At 73.3% G+C, this 22,345-nt stretch carries 10 protein-coding genes; 5 read left to right on the top strand and 5 right to left on the bottom strand.

The genetic code is table 11. The features are described from left to right. Positions 1-243, bottom strand: coding sequence for a hypothetical protein (locus AC3RJ8_RS03595; protein ID WP_489714577.1), 243 nt, complete (start codon positions 241-243; stop codon positions 1-3). Beyond that, positions 240-4,439 (bottom strand): hypothetical protein, encoded by a 4,200-nt coding sequence (locus AC3RJ8_RS03590; RefSeq protein WP_489714576.1) that lies wholly within the window; start codon positions 4,437-4,439, stop codon positions 240-242. Before AC3RJ8_RS03590 ends, AC3RJ8_RS03595 begins: the two co-directional genes overlap by 4 nt. A 321-nt stretch (positions 4,440-4,760) precedes the next feature. Here AC3RJ8_RS03590 and AC3RJ8_RS03585 point away from each other — a divergent pair, with 321 nt between their 5' ends. The 5 genes from AC3RJ8_RS03585 to AC3RJ8_RS03565 all read left to right on the top strand — a co-directional run bounded on the left by AC3RJ8_RS03585 (position 4,761) and on the right by AC3RJ8_RS03565 (position 12,210). Then, on the top strand, positions 4,761-5,987 hold the full coding sequence (locus AC3RJ8_RS03585; protein WP_489714575.1) for an MFS transporter: 1,227 nt from the start codon (positions 4,761-4,763) through the stop codon (positions 5,985-5,987). 81 nt (positions 5,988-6,068) lie between these two features. Beyond that, positions 6,069-8,168, top strand: coding sequence for a sigma-70 family RNA polymerase sigma factor (locus AC3RJ8_RS03580; protein WP_489714574.1), 2,100 nt, complete (start codon positions 6,069-6,071; stop codon positions 8,166-8,168). A gap of 51 nt (positions 8,169-8,219) precedes the next feature. Next, positions 8,220-8,612, top strand: a complete 393-nt coding sequence (locus tag AC3RJ8_RS03575) for a nuclear transport factor 2 family protein (RefSeq protein WP_489714573.1) — start codon at positions 8,220-8,222, stop codon at positions 8,610-8,612. 29 nt (positions 8,613-8,641) lie between these two features. Continuing rightward, complete coding sequence (locus AC3RJ8_RS03570; protein ID WP_489714572.1) at positions 8,642-11,665, top strand: non-ribosomal peptide synthetase; 3,024 nt, start codon at positions 8,642-8,644, stop codon at positions 11,663-11,665. Then, positions 11,662-12,210, top strand: coding sequence for a hypothetical protein (locus AC3RJ8_RS03565; protein WP_489714571.1), 549 nt, complete (start codon positions 11,662-11,664; stop codon positions 12,208-12,210). Before AC3RJ8_RS03570 ends, AC3RJ8_RS03565 begins: the two co-directional genes overlap by 4 nt. A gap of 25 nt (positions 12,211-12,235) precedes the next feature. On the opposite strand, the gene AC3RJ8_RS03560 is transcribed toward AC3RJ8_RS03565, so the two are convergent. From AC3RJ8_RS03560 to AC3RJ8_RS03550, 3 genes are all read right to left on the bottom strand, one after another. Continuing rightward, entirely contained in the window at positions 12,236-13,969 is a 1,734-nt protein-coding gene (locus tag AC3RJ8_RS03560) for a choice-of-anchor A family protein (protein ID WP_489714570.1), read from the bottom strand. A 283-nt stretch (positions 13,970-14,252) separates the two neighbouring features. Further along, the gene (locus tag AC3RJ8_RS03555; protein WP_489714569.1) at positions 14,253-14,753 is read right to left on the bottom strand and encodes a hypothetical protein; all 501 of its coding nucleotides are present in this window, start codon (positions 14,751-14,753) and stop codon (positions 14,253-14,255) included. Between the two features lie 161 nt (positions 14,754-14,914). Next, positions 14,915-22,300: a DUF5979 domain-containing protein gene (locus AC3RJ8_RS03550; protein ID WP_489714568.1), complete on the bottom strand. Its 7,386-nt coding sequence runs from the start codon at positions 22,298-22,300 to the stop codon at positions 14,915-14,917. Positions 22,301-22,345 lie beyond the last annotated feature (45 nt).

The following is a 22,345-nucleotide window of genomic DNA, read 5'->3' as shown; positions in this document are numbered from 1 at the left end:
TCACCAGTGCGGCGGCACGTCGCGACGCAGGCGCTCGTCGTTGGAGTCGTGACCGCCCCCGTCGTCGGTCGTCGCGCCCCAGACCGTCTCCCGCTCGGTCCCGCGGCGCACGGCCCGCCGAGGGCCACGCCGCCGGCCGGCAGCGGCCTCGTCCGGTACGGCCGGCTCGTCCGGCGCGGCGGGGCCGTCGCCCGGCGCGGACCGGGGGGACTCGTCGGGGTGCTTCGCTGCGGGGTCTGTCACTCCCCCATTGTCTCCCGCGGGTCCTGGACGATCTCGTCGGGCTCGTCGTCGGCCAGCACCGGCACGACGACCTCCGGCGGCACCGGTACGCCGCCAGGGGTGCCGACCCGGTCGTCGCGCACCTGCTGCACCAGCCGGCGCACGCGGTCGGCCTCGCCCTCCGGGTCGAGGAACGCCGCCGCCGACCACACCTGGGCGACGGTCCAGCCCAGCCGTTCGAGGCGCTGGGCGAGCTGGCGGTCACGCACCCGGACCGACGGCTCCGCCACGTACGCGGCGTCGTCCGTCAGCACGGCCACGAGGAGCTCCCCCGGCAGGTCAGGGTGGCCCACCACGAGCGGGATGCGGTCGCCGTCGCCGATGCCGTAATCCGTCTCCACGAGATACCCCAGGCGCCACAGCCGCTCGCCGAGGTCCATGAGCAGCCGGTCCGGGACCCGCCCGGCGTCGATCCCGTTGCCCAGCTCGACCTGGTCCGCGACGCCGGACCTGCGCTCCGCGAGCTCAAGGAGCTCGCGCAGCAGCCGCGGGCCGCGACCGCGCAACCGGTCGGGGTCGAGGGCGTCGGCCGGGAAGCACGAGACCACGTGCAACCGGTGCCGCGTCGCGCCGAGCGCACCGAGGAGCATCGCCGCCCCGCCGTCGTCGCCGAGCACGCCGAACCGGTGCAGCACCCGCCCGTGGGGTGTGCGGCCGAAGCCCAGCGAGAGCAGGATCGTGTCCCGCGACAGACCGGCGACCCCCGTGATGTCGGCCACGACGACGGGCTCGGCCCGGCGCCCCGAGAAGAACGGCGCGAGGGCCGGGTTCGCCCGCACCTCGGCCAGGAGCGCGTCCCGGATGCGGTCGGCGTGCGCCGCGGTGACGGTGACGATGCCCAGGGTCTCCTCGGGACGGGTCAGCGCGTGCTCGATGGAGACCTCCACGACGCGGTCCACCTCGGCACGGGTGCTCTCGACCGACCCGGAGTCCGGGTCGGGCATGCCCGTGCCGTCGACCACGTCGAGCCGGACCAGCGCCTCCGGCCGGGGCAGCGGCGCGGGACGCAGCAGCCCCTCGTAGCCGTGCGCGGCCAGGAGCCGGGTGAGCTCGGGGTCGCGCCGGTTCTCCTGCGGCTGGAGGGTCACCGTCGGCAGCAGCTCCGACAGCTCGCGCACGCTCGTGCCCGACGCCGTGCGCGGGTCCCCGACGACGACCACCTGCCGGCCGCGGGCGAGGCAGGTGACGACGACCTCGATCGGCACGTGCTGGACGGCGTCGAGGACCACCAGGTCCACGGTGCGGTGCGGCGGCAGCAGGTGCGGCACGAGGGTCGGCGTGGCCAGGACGACCGGTCGCAGGCGGCGGGCGACGTCGCCGTAGTCCTCGACGAGGTCGCGCAGGGACGTCATCCGCCCCTCGATGAGCTCGGTGAACAGCGCCTCCGCACCCTCCCGGTCCTCACGCATCGCCGTGCCCAGGTGCGCCCGGGCCGCGACCCGCGCCGGCTGGGACAGCGCGGCGAGGTGGCGCACGTCCAGGTCGCGGAACCGACGGGCCAGGGCGTCCAGGCCGGCGCCGTCCTGCCCGGCGAGGGTCGGGTCGCCGTCGAGGATCTGCTCGAACACCGTCGTCCACCAGGCCAGGTCGAGCTCGGCGCCCACCTGGTCGGCGGCCGCGCGACGGGAGGTGAGGTCGTCCACGAGCTCGCCGATCCCGGCGTCCCGGGCCCGGCGCAGCAGGTTCGTGCGCTCCGGCAGGGTCTCCAGCGCCTCGGGGTCGTCCGCGAGCCGGTGCAGGCGCTCGGAGAGCGCGTCGAGATCCAGGTCGAGCAGCCTGCCGCCGTGCGTGGTCGGGCTCAGGACGGGTTCCAGGGCGGCCAGGTCGATGCGGACGGCCTCGTAGGTGTCCTCGATGGTGGCCAGCCCCTCGGGCAGGGTGGGCCACCCGCCGCGGGGCGAGTGCTCGGCCCAGACGTCGCGCTGCTCGGCGACCTCGACGAGAGCCGCGTGCAGGTTCGTCACCCGCACGCCGGGCCGGACCATGTCGCGCGCCCGCTTGCGCAGCCGGCGGCGCGTGAACCAGCCCATCTCGACGCCCCGCTCCCGGCGCCAGCCGCGGGTCGCGGTCGCCTGGACCAGGTCGGTGGCGGTGCGCTCGAAGACCATGGGGTGGAAGACGTCCAGGGTGCTGCGCATCCCGGCGAGCATCGAGAGCTGGGTGCCCCACGAGCTCACGGTGGTCGGCGCGGCCAGCCCGGTCACCTCGCCGGTGTAGGCGATCTGCCGGCGCAGCTGGGGCAGGCTCGCCTCCTGCAGCCGCCGCACCCGCGCCAGCGCCTCGCGCGCCTCGTCCATGGTCGTCAGGTGCGCCCCGAACCACGGGGTCGACGACGGCCGGAGCGTGAACGCGCCGAGCGCGGCCGCGCGTCCCAGGTCCGCGGCGAGCCGCCGTCGTCGGTCGCCGTCCAGGGCGACGGCCGTGCGGGCGTCCAGCCGGACGGACGTCGACGGCGCCGGGCGCTCCGAGGTGAGACGGGCCAGCTCCTGCAGCGCGTCGTAGGCGGAGACCCCCCACGGCTCGCGCCGGGCGTGCAGGGCGTCGATGTACCCGGTGAGCTGGGCGCGCGCGCCGATGAGGGCGTCACGCAGGCCGGCCGTCTCCGCCGTGCTCACGGACTCGGGCTCCGTCGCCATCGCGGACAGCAGCCGTTCGGACATGTCGTCACGCCACGTCTGCCGCGGGGTCACGTCCAGCGAGAGGCCGTCGAGGCCGAGCTCGTCCAGGCGCTGCGCGAGCCGGTCGGCGGCCCGGCGGTGACCCGTCACGTACAGCACGGACCGGCCGGCGGCCGCCGCCTCGGTGACCACGGCGGCGAGGGTGCCGGCGACGTCCGCGCCGAGCGGCGCGTCGACGAAGAAGTGCTGCCCCGAGCCCAGCACGTCGACCACGTGCCGCTGGTGCGGGTCCAGGTCACCGACGCCACGCTCCCGCGACGGGTCGGCGTCCCCCCGGCGCGAGGACGGCAGCTCCGCCGTCGACACGCGCTCCACCGCCTGGTCGGCCCCCGCGAGCGCCGCGACGAGCTCGTGGCGGCCCAGCGCGGGCGCCAGCTCGTCCAGGTCGTCGACGAGCGCCTGCCCCGGGTGCACGAACGTGCCCACGAGCACCCTCTTCTCCCACCGGAAGTCGGCGAGGTGCTCGGCCGCAACCGCGGCGACCCGGTCGAGCACGTCGTCCGGGTCGAACCCGGCGGCCGTGAAGGTCGCCTGGGCGAGGGCGGTCAGGTCCTCGCGCACGCCGCGGGCCCGCAACGTGCGCGCCAGGACCGGGTTGATCTCCGCCGTCGGCTCCAGCGTGAGCTCGTAGTCGGTCTCGCCGTCACCACGGGGCGTGAGCGTCACCGGCCGCAGCAGGATCGGGACGTGCACGGTCCGGGTGCCCGGCGTCACCTCGTCGGGCGGCGTCGGGCGACGCGCCGGAGCGTCGCGGCGCCGGGCCACGCTCACAACCGGGATCGACGTCGTGACGGCCGGCGCCGTGTCTCCCGCCTGCTCGAGCCGGGCGGGAGACACGGCGGAGGCGGAGCCGACGTCGTTCGCGGAGTCCGCGGAGTCCTCCACCGGGCTCGGCGAGCTCGCGCTGGCCACCTCCGCGAGCGCGGTCAGGTCGCCGTGGCGGTCATCGGCTGTCTGGCCCGCCTCGCCGGCCTCGACGGGCTCGGACCACGACGCGACCCCGATCGCCAGGGACGTCGGGGCCAGACCGTACTGCGCGGCGTGCTCCGCCGAGCGGACGACGACGGCGCGCGCCCGGCGCCGGGCCGTCGGGAACGTGCCGGGTTCGCGCACCAGGTTGGACAACCGGGTGGACCGTCCGGCGAACAGCTGGGCGACACCGGAGGGGTGCGCGGCCGACAGGTCGACGACGGCCTCGCCCAGCGTGCCGACGTCCGTGAGCGTGGAGCCCCCGACCATCTCGGCGAGCCCGGCACGCCACCGGCGCACCGCCTCGACGAGCGGGGTCGTCGTGGTGGGCCCGGACGGACGCGGCGGCCCGTCGGGTCCGGTCGGCTCGTGCGGACCGGTCGTCGGGGGGCGCGGGCCGGCGTCCGACGGGCTCGTGGCATCGGATGGCCGCTGCGGCGCGCTGTCGTCCTGCGGCTCGACCGAGGGTTCGGCCGCGGCCGCGGCTGTGGATCGGCGGAGGACTCTCACGCGAGCACGGTAGACCCGGTCGTCCGGGCGGCGGCGCCGGGCACGCCGGGTCGGCCGGAATCACCGGCGCACCGAGCGGTCGAACCGTCGACGCCCCCTCGGTGGGGGGCCGAGGAGGCGTCTGACCGGAAGTCCGGTCGAGGACAGCGCGCACCGCGCAGGGGGCGGGCGATGCGCGCTGCCACCAGGTAGTCTGCCCCGCGTCTCACCTGGCAGTCAATACAGAAGCAGCATTCACCGCCTCCAATGCGAGACCGCTCCCACACCCTGTGACGTCGAAAGATGTGGCACGGCACCCCGCCGCGGACCTACGCTCCACCGGTGAGGAGAGTCGTCGAGGCCGTCGTGCCGGCACGGATGGGCGTGCCCTTCCGCTGGATGCTCGCGTCGAGCTGGACGAGCAACATCGGCGACGGGATCGCGCTGGCCGCCGGCCCCCTCCTCGTCGCCTCGCAGACCGACTCGGCGTTCCTCGTCGCGCTGGCCGCCATGCTGCAACGTCTGCCGTGGCTGCTCTTCGGGCTGTGGGCCGGTGCGCTCGCCGACCGGCTCGACCGGCGCCGCGTCGTCGTGGTCGCCAACGTCCTGCGGGCCGCCGTCGTCGCCCTGCTCGTCGCCGTGATCGCGACCGGGCACGTCTCCATCGAGCTCGTACTGCTCGCCATGCTGCTCATGGGCACCGCCGAGGTGTTCGCCGACACCACCTCCCAGACGCTGCTGCCGATGCTCGTCCCCACGAACGACCTCGGCACCGGCAACGCCCGCCTGCAGGCCGGCTTCCTCACCGCGAACCAGCTCGTCGGGCCGCCGGTCGGGGCGGCGCTCTTCGCCCTCGGCACCGCGTGGCCGTTCGCCGTCCAGGTCGTCACGGCGCTGCTGGCCGTCCTCCTCATCGCCCGGATGGCGCTGCCCGCCGTGCCCCCGCCCATCGAACCGACCCGGGTGCGCCAGGACATCGTCGACGGCCTGCGCTGGACGTGGACCAACCCGCCGGTACGGACTCTCGCCCTCGTGATGCTCTCCTTCAACGTCACCTGGGCGGCGCCGTGGGGCGTGCTCGTCCTCTACTCCCTCGACCACCTGCACATGGGGCCGGTCGGCTACGGACTCCTGACGACGTCGGCGGCGGCCGGCGGGCTGGTCGGTACCGTGCTCTACGGACGGCTCGAACGACGGTTCGCGCTGTCCACGCTCATGAAGGTCTGCCTCTCGCTCGAGGTGCTGTTCCACCTCGTCCTCGCCCTGACCGACACGGGCTGGGTGGCAATGGCGGTGCTGTTCGTCTTCGGCGTCTACGGCTTCGTGTGGGGGACGGTGGCGAACACCGTGCGGCACCGGGCCGTGCCCACCCGCTACCAGGGACGCGTCGGGTCGCTGTACATGATGAGCCTGTTCGGCGGCATCGTCGTGGGCAACGCCCTCGGTGGCGTCATCGCCCAGCACTGGGGACTGACCGCACCGTTCTGGTTCGGGTTCGTCGGCGCGGGGCTCACGCTGGCGCTCGTGTGGCGCCAGCTCGCCCACGTGGCGCACGCCCAGGCGGACTGACGGCCGACCCGGCACGGGCACCGCCCGTGGTGCGTGACAATAGGTGGGCAGCAGGCACGTGCGCGGGGGGAGGCTGCGTCGATGAGGTTCGGTCACCGAGGACCGCGGGACGACGAGACCGCCGAGCTCCGCGAGCTCGGGGACGACCAGCTCGCCGCGGCGGTCCGGACGGGCACCGAGCGTGCGTTCGGCGTCCTGTGGGACCGCCACGCCGGGGCCGGCATGGCCGCCGCACGCCGCATGACGGCCGCCTTCGACCCCGAGGACCTGGTCCAGGAGGCCTACCTCCGCATCTGGAACGCCCTGCTCAACGGCCGCGGCCCCGACGGCCCGTTCCGCCCGTACCTGTACCAGACGCTGCGCAACATCGCGGCCTCCTGGTCCCACCGGCCCGCGGACCTGCCCGTCGAGCACCTGCCCGAGCAGGCCGACCCCCGCGACCTGTCCGACGACGTCGTCGAGGGCTCCGTGGCGATGCACGCCTTCCGCGCCCTGCCCGAGCGGTGGCAGTCCGTGCTGTGGTACCTCGAGGTCGAGGAGATGCGGCCCCGTGAGGCCGCGCCCCTGCTCGGGCTGTCCGCCTCGGCCACCGCGGCGCTCGCCTACCGGGCACGCGAGGGGCTGCGGCGGGCATGGCTGCAGGCCCACGTCAACGTCGGGGCGGTGGCACCGGCCTGCCGGTGGAGCGTCGAGCGGATGGGCGACTTCCTGCGCGACACCCTCAGCCGCGACGTCTACCACAAGGTCCGTCGGCACGTGTCGCAGTGCGACGACTGCACCGCGCTCGTCGGTGAGCTCGACGACGTCTCGTCGCGGTTGCGCGCCGGACTGCTCCCGCTGTTCCTCGTCCCCGCGCTCGCCGGCGAGGCGGGGCTCGGAGGGACCGCTGCCGTCGGCGCCGCTGGTGGGAATCCCGGTAGCGGCGGTGGGGTCTGGCGACGGGCAGGGCGGCTCAGCACCCGCCAGGTTCAGGCCGTCGTGGGTGGTTTCGCGGTCACCGCCGTCGTCGGCGCCGGGGCCTGGGCAGGCAGCACCGTGCTCGGCGGGTCACCCGCGTCCGACGGCGCAGGTGCGGCACCCGTGGCCTCCCCGGCCCCGCCGGCGTCGACGGCCGACGAGGAGCAGGCGGCACCGGAGGAACCGGTTGTGGACCCGAGCCCGACGGCGGAGCCCACGCCCACCGGCGTCGACGAGACCGACGATGTCGAGCAGACCGCGGAACCTGAACCACCCGCCACGGGATCGCCATCCACGGACGGGATCACCACCGATCCGGCCGAATTCACGGACCCGGACGACGACAGCTCCCACGACGACGGCTCCGACGAGGTGCCGTCCCCGGTCGGCACGGCCCCCGGTCAGGACACGACGCCGGAGATGGGTCCGACGACCGCGCCCACGGAGCCGACGGCGGCTCCTGCGGGCCCGACACCCACGCCCAGACCCACCCCCTCAGCGACCCCCACACCGACGCCCAGCCTGTCCCCGTCCCCGTCCCCGTCCCCGTCCCCGTCCCCGTCCCCGTCCCCGTCCCCGTCCCCGTCCCCGTCCCCGTCCCCGTCCCCGACGGAGCATCCCGTGGAGCCGCCGGTGCTCAGCTCGGCGACGCCCGCGGGCACCGTCGCGGTGTTCCCGCGGACCAGCGGGGAGGCACCGCCGGAGACTGTCGTGACCGTCGTCGACGCAGCCGGGACGATCGTGGACACCCTCACCGTGGGCGACGACGGCACATGGGAGCTGACGCTCGATGGGCTGGGGACCGGGGACCACGGTGAGCTCACCGTGACGCAGGAGGCCCCCGGCCAGGTGCCGGTCGAGGACACGATCGGGCCGTACACGTTCGACCTGCCGCAGATCCTCGCGCCGGCCGACGGCGCGGTGGTGACCGGTCGGCTGGTCTTCGGTCAGCCGGGGCTGACGGTCGACGTCGAGTTCGGCGGCACCACCGGCCGGACCGTTCAGGCGGCGGTCGACGAGGCCTGGACCGGGAACACGCACACCCTCGGGAACGAGCCCCTGGAACGCGTCGTGCACGGCCTGGAGCCCGGCAAGCACGCCCTCGGGCTCCGGATGGCGGAGGACCTCGACGGCGACGAGCCCCGCTACGGGCCGACGACGACGGTGACCTTCACCGTGGTCTCCCCGTTCGGCGTCGCGGGTGCGGTGCCCGCATACCCGTGAGACGGTGAGTGCGGCTCGACACCCCACCCACCTCGCACTGAGGAGAGTTCCGTGTCCCTGACCCACCGCAGCGTCCTCGCGAAGGTCTACGAAGCCTTCAACGCCGCCGACGCCGACGCCCTCGACCAGCTCATCCACGACGACGCCGTCATGTCGGTCCCGGGTGAGACGCAGATCTCTGGTGTCTACCGCGGCAAGACGGAGATCTTCGGAGCGTTCGCCCGCATGGCCGAGCTCACCGACGGGACCTCGCACGCCGTGGCCCACCGCATCACGCTCGACGACGACGGCGGCGTGGTGATCGCCGTCGACGAGGCCACGCGCTTCGGGGAGCGGGTCACGGCTGAGTTCGCCGACGTCTACACCCTCCGGGACGGCGCCGTGAGCGAGCTCCGCGTGTTCCCCGCCGACCCCGCAGCGATGACGTACTTCTGGCGCGACTGAGCCCGACCACCCACAGTCGAGGAGACCTCATGGCCGACATCCGTGGTCTGATCGAGCACCTCGACGGGCTGACCGAGCGGCAGCCCGACGAACCAGCGATGGTCGACGCCTCCGGGACGAGCACCTATGCGGACCTGCGACGGGCCTCGACGAGGATCGCCGCGGACCTCGCGGCAGCAGGGGTCGGACGCGGCGACGTCGTCGGAGTCCTGGGACCCCGGGGCCGTCGCACCCTCGCGGCGATGATCGGGGTGCTGCGCCGAGGCGCCGCGTACATGCCGATCGACCAAGCCGTACCGCGTCGCCGGTTGGCGACCATGCTCGACGTGGCCGGCTGCGGAGTCGTCGTCTCGACGGCACCGGACACGTCGGTCGCCGATGGCCTGGTCGACATCGTCGACGCCCGGTCGGACGAGTCGGCCGCCGACGTTCCGGACCTGCGCGCCGTCGCGGTCCCCTCGACGGCGGAGGACCACGCCTACGTGATGTTCACCTCGGGATCCACGGGCACGCCCAAGGCTGTCGCCGTGTCGCAGGCCGGTGTGGCGCGGCTCGCCACGCAGAACGGGTGCTGGAGCGTCGGGCCGGGCAGCCGCTTCCTGCACGCCTCCACGCTCGCCTTCGACGCCTCGACCATCGAGATCTGGTCGTCGCTGCTGAACGGCGCCTGCCTCGTCGCCGTCGACACCGACATGCTGCTCGCCCCCGAGGCGCTCCGTGAGCACCTGCGCCACCACGCGGTGGACACCGCGTTCTTCACCACCAGCCTGCTCCACCACCTGGCACGGACGTCGCCCGAGGTGTTCGACGGCCTGGCTCAGGTGATCACCGGCGGCGAGGCTCTCGACGCCCGGTACGCCGAGGTCGTGGCTCGACGCGTCGGCGTCCTGATCAACGTCTACGGTCCCACCGAGGGGACGGCGGTGGCCATCGCCCACGTCGTCGAACCAGGGGCTGCCGGTCCGGTGCCCATCGGCCGTCCTCTCCCGTACGTCGAGTGCCTCCTGCTCGACGGCGACCGAACGGTCTCGGGGGAGGGCACCGGCGAGCTCCTCATCGGGGGCGTCGGCGTCGCATCCGGCTATCTCTCCGACCCGGAGCGGACACGGGAACGATTCGTGGAGATGAGCGCGGGCGAGAGCGGGGTCCGCTCGTTCTATCGCACCGGCGACCTGGTCCGTCGATCGTCGGACGGTACCTACGAGTTCGTGCGCAGGCTCGACGGGCAGGTGAAGATCCGTGGGTTCCGCGTCGAGCTGGGTGATGTCGAACAGGCGCTGCGCGGTCTCGACCACGTCGGCGAGGCGGTCGCGGTGGTCGTCGGCGAGGGAGCCGACAAGCGACTGGTCGCCGTCGTCGTCCCCGCGGCGGGCGCGCGGTTCGACGCGGCCGGTCTCCGTGCCCGGTTGTCCGAGGTCCTGCCGACCTACATGCTGCCCAACGACATCATCCAGGTGACCGAGATCCCCCGGACGCAGAACGACAAGGCCGACCGCGATGCGCTGCAGCGCATCGCGGCCGAGCACACCGTCCCGCCAGGTCGGGACCACGGACCTGCACACGGGTCGGTCGCCGACCAGGTCGCGGCATCGTGGATGGCGACCCTCGGCACCTCGGAAGCGGCGCCGGACGAGCACTACTTCGACGTCGGCGGGACCTCGCTCGGCGCCGCTCGCCTCGTCGCCCGGGTCCAGGCCGACCTAGGCCTCGCGGGCACGACGGGCTACGACCTGATCCGGGCGCTGCTCTCCGCACCACGCCTGGACGAGTTCACGTCGCACGTGACGTCCATGGTCGATGGCAGCCGGTCGGGCGCCGACGAGGCCGACGGTGCCGCGGACCGCTGGCACGGCGACATCCATCTGCCGGCGACCACACCGCTGAACCCCACTCCGACGGGGGACCGCATCCTCCTGACCGGGGCGACCGGGTTCTTCGGTTCGTACGTGCTGCGCGACCTCCTTGCCACCACCGACGCTGTCGTCGAGTGCGCGGTCCGCGCCCCCGACCCCGTGGCGGGTCGGCAGCGCATCGCCGAGGCCCAGGTCCGGTATGGGCACGGACCGCTCGACGACGCCGACCGCGTCGTCGCGCTCCCCGCGGACCTGACGGCGGTGGACCTCGGGCTCCCGCCGGACGAGTTCGACGCGCTGGCGGGCCGTACGCGCGCCATCCACCACTCGGCCGCTCACGTCAACTTCGTCTATCCCTACGAGTGGCTGCGACCGACGAACGTCGACGGGACTCGCACGGTGGCCCGGCTCGCATTGCGGGGTGGCGGTATCCCCGTGCACTACGTCTCGACGATCGCGGTCCTCTCGGGCATGGGGTCGGCGGACGTCCGGCACCTCTCGGAGGACGACGATGTCGGCCACGTGGAGCGGATGTCGATGGGCTACCCGGAGAGCAAGTGGGTGGCGGAGAAGATCCTGGGCCTGGCGGCGGAACGCGGTGTCCCTGTCTCGGTGTACCGCCCATACGAGATCACGGGGAACCTGCGCGACGGCGCCTGGAACACCGAAGCGGCGATCGTCGCGTTCTTCAAGACCATCGCCGAGATGGGTCTCGCACCCGACGCCCGCCTGCCGCTGGACTTCGTGCCGGCGGACTACCTGGCGCGTGCGTTGGTCCATCTCGCCGAACAGCCGGATCACGTCGCGGCCACCTACCACCTGACGAACCCGTCCTTCGCCGTCCTGTCTGACATGGTCGAGCGTCTTCGGCTCGCGGGACACCGGATCAGGACGATCGGCTACGACGAGTGGGTCGGTGCACTGCGAGAGTTCTGCACCGCTCACCCGGAGCACCCGATCGTGGCCTTCCTCCCGATCTTCACCACCGTGGCTGCCCAGCGCGATGTCAGCGTCAAGGAGCTGTACTTCGAGGACCTGTTCCCTCAGTTCGGCCGCGAGAACGTCGAGGCAGGGCTCGCGGGATCAGGCATCGAGTGCCCCCCGGTCGACGAGGCGATGCTGGACACCTACATCGACTGGTTCCACACGATCGGTTGGATCGATGCTCCGGCACGCACCGACGCGTTCGAGAGGGCGTGATCGTCGAGCTCTGGGCCGGTCCGGTGGCCCCGGTGGCGCGCTGCGTCGCCTCGCTGTCCGCGGCGGACGCGGCCGCGGTCCGTCGCGCGGCGTCGCCCGCTCTCGCTGACCTCGTCGCGACGTCGCGGGCGATGCAGCGCTCGGTGCTCGCCCGGACGCTGGGCGTCGACGTCGAGGACGTCCGGATCGTCCGTCGCTGCGCGCGCTGCGGCCGCAGTGATCACGGCCGTCCCGTGGCCGTGGACGGACCGCCGTACTCGGTGACCCGTACCGGACGGCTCGCGGCGATGGCCGTCGTCCCGGACGGCGTCGTCGGGCTCGACGCCGAGAAGGTCCGTGAGGGTTCACGCGCCTGGGTGCGCGGCGAGGCGGCGCTCAAGGCGCGGGGCCTCGGGATCGACCGGCTGTGGGCGCCGGACCCGCAACGGATCTTCGACGGTCTGCACCTGGTCGACCTGCGCGCGGGTCCGCAGATCGGCGCCCTCGCGACCGACCGCCCGGTCACCTCGGTGCGCTGGCACCGGTGGCGTCCCGGGCCGCCCTGAGCGTCAGGGCGACCCGGGACGGGCCTCAGACCCGCCCGTCGCGAGCCCGGCGGCGCGCCATCACGACGAGCCACGCACCGGCGGCGAGCAGCGCGACCGCGACCGCCGCCGCGATGCCGGCCTCGGTACCGGTGACGGGCAGCGTGCCCGTCTCGTCCGACGTCGCGACCATCTGGTCGGCCGTCTCCGTGTCGGGGCCTTCCCCCGCCACCTGCTGACCGGCGGAGTCCTGCGTGCCCTCCGCCCCGCCCGGCTCCCCGGACTCCGGCTCCTCGACCTCGGGCGTGGTCTCGTCGCCGGGCTCGGTCACCTCGGGCGTGGGCCCAGGGGTCTCCTCCTCCGTGCCGACGACGTCCGCGGTGTTGGTGAGGGTCACCCGCACGACCTCGTCGGTCGTCACGGTCACCGACGACGGCGAGAACTCCGGAGCACCCCACACGACGCCCTCGACCTCGGGAGGCCCCGACTCGGCGAACGTCACGACCGTCCCGGCCGGCAGGTCCTGCGGGCCCTCCACGACGGTCCCGTCCGCCGGGACCGTCAGCGTGCCCGCGACGGGCTCGCCGTCGACGGTCGCGGCGTACTCGACGGAGAACTCCGTGCCCGGGTCCACCAGGTCGGCGCCCGCGCCGGTGACCTCCTTGACCACGGAGAACCCGCCGACCTCGGCGATCTCGGTGACGCAGCTCATCTCCGGCGCGCCGATCCAGGGGTAGTTGTGCTGCTCGTTGCCGGCGCCGCTGGTCGTCAGGTCACCGCCGACGTAGACGCGACCGTTGGTGCTGGCCGTGATCTCGGTGTCTGCGGCGGGCGCGAGGATCGAGCCCATGAACTGGCTCGTCCCGCCGATGGTCACCTGCTCGGCGTCCGCGAGGTTCCACAGGAGCTGGGACGCGGCGTTCCCGTAGTTGGGGCTGGCGAAGTCGTCCACCCGCTCCCCGTCGATCATGAAGTAGGTCGGGGCGAAGTCGACGGGACCACCCGTGACGGTGATCGCGACGGCGGCGCCCTCGTCGATCCCCTCGACGTAGACCTCGGTGGCGCCGTTCAGGTCCGCCGCCGAGATCTCGAAGGTCTCGAGGTCGGTGCCGCCGCTCCCGGTGAACGTGACCTGCTGTCCGGACCGCGCCGCGGTGCCGGTGGTGCCCGCGCCCGCAAGGTCGGACGACACCTCGGTGATCGTGGACTGGAAGTCCGCGTACGGGGACATGGCGGACTCGGCGCCGAGGCCTTCCTCCACGGTCCCCCCGAAGGCGTCCACGCCGCCTCCCGGCGTCAGGGTCCCGCCGACGCGGACCGCTCCGCCACCGTCCACGAGCGCCCCGACGTGCAGCTCGGTGAGGTCGGTGACCGTGAGGTTCCCGCCGACGGCGAGCATCGTCTCGCCCGGCGCCGGGCTGATGCCGGAACCGAGGCCGACGGAGCCGACGTTGAAGACACCCTCGGACTCCTTGGCGAACGTCGCGTCGCCGCGGACGAGAAGCAGCCCCTCGGACTCGGCCGCGGTCCCGGTGGCCAGGTAGTCGCCGCCCGCGTAGACGGCGACGTTGCCGTCGGTGAAGGTGGGCACCTGGCCGATTCCCGGCATCTCGCCCTCCGCCGCACACCGGTCGGCGGGCACCGCGGCGGCAGCGGGCGCCGCTCCGGGCCCGACGGTGACGGCGAGAGCGCCGCCGAGCGCGAGGCCGGTCGCGGCGGCCACGGTCGCCGCACGCCGGAGGCGTCCGCGGACGGTCCACCCGTCCACTGCGTGAGTCATGAACACTCCGTTCGATCGCTGGTGGAGGCTCTCACCACCAGATAGTTAGACAACCGTACTTATCGATCATGACGCGAGTCGATCGTGAGGTGAATCACTCTGCGCCGCGTCATCGAACCGGCCCGGCGAGGTCTGTGCAGGTGGCGGCGGCTCACGGGCGGCACCCCCCTCGTCCGAGGGGCGTCGCTGCCAGCACGGGTCGACATCGACCGCGGTCCGGGACACGTCGCAGGGGGACGGGTCCCGGACCACGTGCCGCGGCACCGTCAGGTGCGGTCCGACGTCAGGCGCGGTCCGACGTCGCCAGCAGAGCCTCCAGCGCCAGCACCGCGTCGACCATGCTCGGGGTGTCCCCCACGCACGCCGCCCGGACACCGGCCCAGGCCAGCTCGCGCGCCAGCGCAGCACGGGAGACCGTGAGCATGCTCTGCCCGCCGCGGACCACCAGGCCAGCGAACGCGCCGACCAGGGGCGACTCGGCCACGTTACGGTCGGCCCGGTCGAGCGCCTCGCTCGTCCGGACCTCGATCGCTCCGGCGAGGGCCTCCCGGACGACGCGACGAGTCCCCAGCCCGGCGTCGACCTCCCGGCCGCCTTCCGCCGCCGTCGGCCGCAGACGCGAGTGGAGGTCGGCCAGCTCGTCGGGCGTCAGGAGCGGCGGGACCATCACGTCGACACGGACCGCTCCGGCCTGTGCTCCGGGCTGTTCCGGCGGCCCGGCGCCACCGATCCGTGCATACCCCCAGATCGTCGGGGTCAACGCATACGTCGTCCGCATCCTCACCGAGGCCCCCTCGCCTGTCGCCACCCGGTACCTGTCATGACGCCCGTCGCACCCGCACCTGACGGCAGCCACCGGGTGAAGTCCGGACGGGTGCACCGACGCGACCCGACGACGGCGCCCCCGCCGGCGTGGGCGGGGGCGCCGTCGGCCGGTGCTCGGCCTCAGGACTCCCGACGGCGGCGGACCGTCAGCAGGAGTGCACCGGCCGCGAGCAGCAGGACCATGAGGCCCAGTGTCCCGGCCACCGCGACACCGGTGCGGGGCAGGTCGCCGCCGCCCGAGACGTTGTCGTCGGTGCCCTGGGGACGGGAATCACCGTCGTCCCCGGAACCACCGGTCCCGGGCTCGGCCGGCACCGGACCGAACGTGTTCGTGACGGTCACCCCGGCGGCCTCGCCGGACGCCACGGTGACCGCACCGGGCTCACCACCGTCGACGGCCGACACCGTCGTGGCGTCCGCACCACCGTCGTCCGTCTCGGTGACGAGGCAGTCCGCCCCGACGGGGAGCTGGCCGTACTCGACCGGCTCGCCCGCGACGATCTCGCGCGCCGCGCCACCCGGCACGTCGATCGGCTCACCGACGAACGTGCACGCCAGGGTCACCTCGAACGGTCCGGCACCCCAGAGCTCAGCACCCGGGCCGTCCACGACCTTGTCCACCTGCACCACTCCGACATCGAAGGTGTTGGTGACGGTGATGACGGCCGGATCGGCGCCGGCGCCCGGCACCACCACCTCACCGGGTGCACCGCCGTCGACCGTCGTGGAGACCTCGCTGCTCGTCGCGCCGTACGCGTCGGTCTCGGTCACCAGGCAGTCGGAGCCGACGGGCAGCCCGGTGTACGTCACCGTGCCGTCCGCCGCGAGAGCTCGGGTCGCGCCGCCCGGGACCTCGACCGGCTGGCCCCGGAACGTGCACTCCAGCGCCACGTCGAAGGGCCCGACGCCGAAGGCCGCACCCGGGCCGTCGACCACCTTGGTGACCGCGACCTGCCCGAGGTCGAACGTGTTGGTCACGACGACCTCGACCGGGTCAGCCCCGACGGTCACGGTGCCGGGGGCGCCGTCGTCGACCGACGACACCTGGACGGAGGTCGCCCCGCCGTCGGCGGTCTCGGTGACGACGCAGTCGGCGCCGACGGGCAGGCCGTCGTAGGTCACCGGCTCGCCCGGCACCAGCTCGCGCGCGGCGCCGCCGGGGACCGCCAGGCCCTCGCCCTGCCAGGCGCAGTCCAGGGTCACCTCGTACGGACCGGTGGCGAACTCTGCCGCGTCACCGACGACGACCTTGTCCACCACGACGGACCCGACGTCGAACGTGTTGACGACCTCGACGTCGACACTCTCGCCGCCGTCCACGACCACGGACTCCGGGGTGACGACCGTGCTGGTCGCCCCACCGTCCTCGCTCTCGGTGACCGCGCACTCCGCGCCGGCCGCCAGGTTCGTGATCTGCGCCTCGAGCGGGCCGGCTCCGCCGAGCACCACGGAGCCATCGTAGACGACCCGCGGGTCCGGCTCGGTCCCCGTCACGACGCACACGGCGTCGAGGACGAACGGGCCGGTGCCGTAGGCCTCGGCGCCGTCACCGTCGACCTCCTTGAGCAGGTCGAGCGACCCGACCTCGTAGGTGTTGGTGATCTCGACCGAGGTGGCGACGTCGTCCTCAGAGCCTTCGGGCAGCTCGGTGAGCACGACGGTGGCGGACGTCCCGTCCGTCGTCACCGGGTCGGTGCCCTCCTGGCTGACCTCGATCGACGTCGAGGCGGCGGACATCGTCTCGGTCTCGGTGACGGTGCACTCGGTCCCCACGGGGAAGCCGTCGAGGGTCGTGGGGGCCGCACCGTCCTCGAGCGTCAACACCATCGGGGTGTCGGCGTCGTAGCCGTCGGCGTACACCGCCTCGTCGAGGAACGTGCACTCCACGGCGACCTCGAACGGGCCGTACGGGACGGCCCCGCCGGTGGCGTCGACGGCGTCGCTCTCCACCTGCTTGGCGAGCTCCATGCCGGTGAGCTGGTAGTCGTTCGTCGCCGTGATCTCGGCGACGTCCGGCTCCTGGCCGATGGTCACCGTCTCGGTGGAGAAGCTCGACTGCCCGTTGTCGCCCTCGGTCAGCGTGCACCTGGCGCCGTACGGCAGGTTCGGCACGGTCACCGGCTCACCCGGGGTCACCGTCACCGTGATCGGCTCCAGCGCGGTCTCGACCCAGGTGTCGACGGCGGAGACGCACTCGACCGTGAGCTCGAAGCTGTCCGGGGCGTAACCGAGGCCAGGCCCCGTCACCTCCTTGTCCACAGTGAGGGAGCCGGTCGCCGTCGCGACGCCGACCTTCGTACCCTCGGTGGGCAGGATCGATGACGAGCTGCCGTCGGCGAACACCGACCCCGAGGCCGCCGCGGAGTTCCAGGCGATCGAGAGATCGCCGGCCTCGGGCGCCACGGGCGGCGTCGTCGTGGTGCCGTCCAGGTCGATGTGGTCGCCGGGCTGGAAGAGGTCGTCCTCGGGGAACGTGATGACCATCTTGATCGCTGTGATCGACGCGAACAGCTCGTCGGACTCCGTGCCCGTCAGCGGCACCCACCCCGTCTCGGGGTCGTCCGTCGGGCAGATCGGCTCGTTGGTCGCTTCCTCGAGGTCGTCCATGCAGTAGTCCTGCACGGTCGAGTACGCGAAGCTCAGGTCGGCCCCCTCGGGAGCGTCGACCAGCTCCGGCGGCGGGTCGGTGGTGAGGTACGGGCCCCACGCCGAGTCGCGCGCCGAGTCCGCGTAGGAGCCGGTGTCCCCGGGCGTCGGCAGCCGGTCGTAGATCACGAGCTTGTCCATCGGCAGGTTGCCGACGTTGTTGATCTCGATCCGCCACGTCTCGTTCTGGCCCGGGGCGATGACCGGGGTGCAGGGGTAGGAGTAGAAGCCGTCCGCGTCCGGGACGCACTCCGCCGGCGGGTTCGAGGCCGCCGGGTCGACGATCACGTCGAGCTCGTCGTCCTCGGTGGCCTTGACATGCTTGGTCTGGGAGAGCACCGCGGCCGGGATCGGGGTGACGTCGGCGTCCGCCTCGCAGGCGCCGCTCTCCTCGTCGAGCCGGGGCTCACAGAGGTCCCACGGCCGGTCGGCCGTGACCCCGGCCGTGTTCTCCACCAGCGTCCGGGCCGGCAGGCCGAGCCGGAACTGCACCTGCACGGTGATGGTGTACGACTGCCCCACCTCGAGCACCGACCCCTCCGGGAAGGTGAACCCGAGGGTGTCGAGGTCGCCGGTCTGGTCGACCGTCACCTCCGCAGGGTCGGTCGGCAGCGCGGGTCCGGTGGCGGGGTCGGGTGCGGCGCCGTCGAGCGTGTAGCTGAACGGTTCGTCGACGTCGGCCAGCCGGAGCTGGGCGCCGTCGCCGTCCGCCGGCATCGGGTCGTCCACGATCACCGGGTCGACGATCGCGCGGTCACCGGTGTTGGTGACCGTGATGTTCATCGGGAACACGCCGTTGGGCGTCTGCGTGCCGCCGGAGACGACGTCGTCGAAGTCCTTGACGATCTCGACGGCGTTCGTGGCGTGCACGTAGACGATCTCGGCGTCGGCCTCGTCCGTCGCGGAGACCGGGACGGTCTCGCCGGAGTCCGGGTCGACCACGAGGTCGGCGCCGGTCACCTCGCCGTCCACGGTGTTGCTCCCGACGCCCGGTGCCGACTCCCCCGGTGCGGGGTCGTTGCCCACGAGGTCGTGCTGGACGGCACCGCCGCTGCGCATCTCGTGGCGCCGCTCGACCGAGACCGGTACCTCCTGCACGGGGCTGGCCGGGTTCTCCCAGACGGAGCCGTCCGTCCGGGTGAAGGTGAATCGCAGGCCCTGCACGTCGCCCGGGGCGACGCCGTCGGGCAGCTCGAAGGCCGCGGACGGCGTCCCCTCGACCCAGGTGCCGCCGTCGACCGCGACCGGGTCGGCCGACCCGGGCTCACCGGTGAAGGTCGCGCCGGTGAAGGCGTCGACCTGGACCTGCTGGATCGGGGCCGAGAGCGTCGCGCCGTCGAAGCCCACGAAGTCGTACTGGTTCCAGAACTGCGGGTCGTCGTCGGTGAGCACCATCTCGACCGCGCGCGACGGGCCGACCGGCTCCCCGGTCAGGGTCATCGTCACCGGTCCCGTGCCGGGCTCGACGATCTGCTCGGGCGAGAAGGACTTGCCGACCTCGAGGCCGATCTCGGCGTCCTGCAGCGCCATCGTGGCGTCGTCGTACGCGAGCCGGACGTCGTCCTCGGTGCCGCCCGGGTCGGCGATGGTCGCCACGGCCCCGTTCGGCACGGGGTTCGACTCGAGCGTGTCGAGGGTGATGGTCTCGCCGGTGTACCGGTCCGCCTCCCGCAGCTGCAGCGTGAGGTCCATCGCGCCCTGCGCGCCGGCCTCGACGAGGCCGTCGTAGGCCACCTCGACACCGACGACGTCGGACAGGTCGGCGGGCAGACCCGTGCCGTCGGCCTCGACCACGTACTCCGTGCCGGTCGCGGCTCCGCCGTCCCACGTGGTGAGGGTGACGGTGATCGTCTCGGTGCCGTCCGGGGGCGAGAGGTCGATCGCCGTCAGGGTGAAGTCGTCGAACGGGCGGGTGCCCTCGGCGGTCTGCACGTCGCCGCTGCCCGGCACGCCCGGGTCGGCGAGCAGAAGCTGGTCGACCTTCGCCGCGGACGTGTTGGTGCCGGTGATCGTCGACGTCGTCGACGGGTAGGACCCCGCGGGGGTGCCAGCCGGCGGGACGGAGATCGGGCCGCCGGTCCAGGCCTTGTCGACCGTGACGTTGAGCGGCTGGTCGATGATCAGCACGTCGTCGCCGTCGACGTCGGTGTACTCCGTCTCGCCCAGCGTGGCGGTCTCGCGAGCGGTGTCGTTCACCAGCCCCGGGTCCGCCGTGTTGTAGTCCGACGCACCGAGCGCCGGGCTGCCGTCGCTGCGCGTGTAGTCCCGCACCTGGAAGGTCAGGTCGAGGTGCCGGCCCGTGTCCAGGGTCGAGCGAGCCACGCCGTCGCCCGGCTGCGGCGCCGACGGGTCGTCCGTGCCGCGCGTGGGCGACTCGACGTAGGTGAGCCGGACGGACGTGGCCGCCTCCTGCTCGGCCTCGGTGAGCGTGTAGCCGGGGAAGCCGCCGTCGCACGGGCACGGGTCGCCCTCCGCGGCGACCCACGCACCGTCGATGAACAGCTCGACGGACTCGGCCTGGTCGTACGGCAGCAGCGGGTCGTCCGCCGCGATGCTCACCAGGTCGAAGGCGTCGAAGAACGAGTCCGCGATCGCCGGGTCGTCGGCCGCGACGGGGTCGGCGGTGTCCTGCACGACGACCTGCTCCATCCCGGAGAACCCTCCGGTCGACCAGGTCAGGCGTGCCGTGGCCTGCTCGTCGGAGCGGGCGATCACGTCGGCCGGGTCCTCGAGGAACTCCTTGGTGAGGAGGTCGGGGCCCGCGCCCGGGTCGACGGGCTCCGGCGTCACGTCGGCACACCCCTCGGCCCAGGGAGTCTGGGCGACGGCGTCCGACGACGCGCTGGACGCCGCGCAGTTGGTGAGCGGTGCGGTCTGGTCCGGCGAACCGGTGTACTCGGCGACGAGGTTCGGCTGCACCTGGGTACCGGGGGCGAAGCCGTCGGCGGTGGAGTCGTAGACGAGCTGGACCCCCTGCGCGTCGGCGGGCAGGTCGCAGCTGACGGTGTCGGGGCCGGCGAACGGGCCGCAGCCGGGCGCGGCCACCCAGCCGGTGCCGTCCCAGTAGCTGACCGTGAGCGTGGAGTCGGCCGGGACGTCGGTGCTGCGCACCTCGGTGGGGGCGAAGCTGCCCCAGAAGCTCGACGGGTTCTCGGGGTCGGTCGGGTCCTGCACGACGATCTGGTCGGCGTTGGTCGTGGAGCCGTCCGGGCCGAACGGCAGGAGCTGCGTCGGCAGCTGCACGATGACGTTCTGCCCGGGCACGGCCGGGATCGTCGACGGCGTGACCGACTTGGTCGTCTCGGTGGCGAGCCGGTCGGTCAGGGTGACGAGCTCCGCGGCGGCGGTGTCCTCGGCGTTCGGGACCTGCGCGGTGATCTCGTTCGGGTGCGTGACGTCGTCGGCGTCCTGGTCGGGGTCCGTGTCCGCCGTGAAGGGGATCGTCGCCTCGGCGCTCGAGACGATGTCGCCGGTGAACTCGACGGTGAAGCCGACCACCTCGCAGCCGTCGGGCGGAGCGGGCAGGCCGTTCACCGTCGTCATGCTCTCCTCGGACATCCCGCCGTCGGCGCACGTGAACGTCACGGTGGCCTCGGTGGCGTCCGCCGGCCAGACGACGCCCGCCCCGGCGCCGTCGGTGCCCCACCCGGTGAAGGTGATCGGGTCGTCGCCCTCGAAGGGGCTGTCGGTCCCCGGCGACGGCTCGGTGATCGTCAGCGAGCCGACCTGGGTCCCGGCGTTCGTGGCGCCCAGGGTGACCGTGGTCGGGTCTCCGGCGCTCACGGTGGCCGGGTCGAAGCTCTTGGACGCGGTCACGGCGTTGTTCGGCGGCGTGATGACGTAGGTGTCCTCCGCCGTCGTCGGGTCGGACTCGCCCTCGGGGTGGGTGACGTGGGAGGACACGTCGTTGGTGACCGTGGTCTGGTCGGCGAGCTCGGTGACGGCATCGCTCTGCTGCACCTCGACGGGGATGGTCGCCGTGGCGCCGGGCTGGACGTCGCCGCTGAACGTGTAGCGCACGCCCTGCACGGTGCTCGGGTCCACCGCGGCGACGAGCGGCTCCCAGGAGTCGCCGTCCCAGTACTCGCTGTCCACGGTGTCCGCGTCCGGCGGGAGCGTGATGTCACCGGTGCCCGTGTACTCGAGGTACGTGAACGGGTTCGGCTCGGCGGTCGGGTCCACCGGGTCCTGGACCACCAGCGTGTCGACCGCGTCGTTGGAGGTGTTGGTGGCCTCCAACGTCATCGTGGCCGGCGTGCCGGGCTCGGCGAGCGCACCCTCGGGCTCGATCGTCTTGGCGGTCTCGGAGTCGAGGACCAGCTCGACGACCGGGACGATGTCGTCCGTGTCGCTGGTCTCGGCGGCGTTGTCCGCGACGACGGTCGCCGTGTTGGTGATCGGCACCTCGGACGCGCTGTACGGCAGGTCGGGGTCGATGCGCCCGGTGATGGCGATCTGGACCTGCGTGCCGTTGGTGACGCTCGGTGCCGTGTACGTCACCGTGTCCGACTCGGTGTCGGCGACGATCTCGCCGTCCGAGCCGTTCTGATTCTGGATGGTGGCGCTCACGAGTTCGACGCCCTCGGGCAACGGGTCGCTGAGGACGGTGTTGGTGCACGGGTCCTGGTTCGGGTCCGAGCAGGAGATCGTCACGAGCCACCGTACGTCCTCACCGGGCGCGTACGGGCCGGCGCTCGTCTCCTGCTTCTGGATGCCCCAGGTCGCCGCGCTCGCCGAGGTCGCGGGGACGGCGGCGAGGGGAAGCGCGAGCGCGAGGACGCCTAGGAGCGACCAGCCGCGCCGCCACCGTCCTGCCCGCCGCTCGTGGTGTACTCCAGCAGCAACTCGCCTGTCCATCATCTCGCCCTCTCGTCATCGCTCGTGCGGGGGTGGCTGTCGACCGCT

The sequence above is a fragment of the Isoptericola sp. MSGPD8_1_ISO-PGPR-S23-394 genome (assembly GCF_058072785.1).
This window is presented reverse-complemented; position numbering and strand designations above follow the sequence as displayed.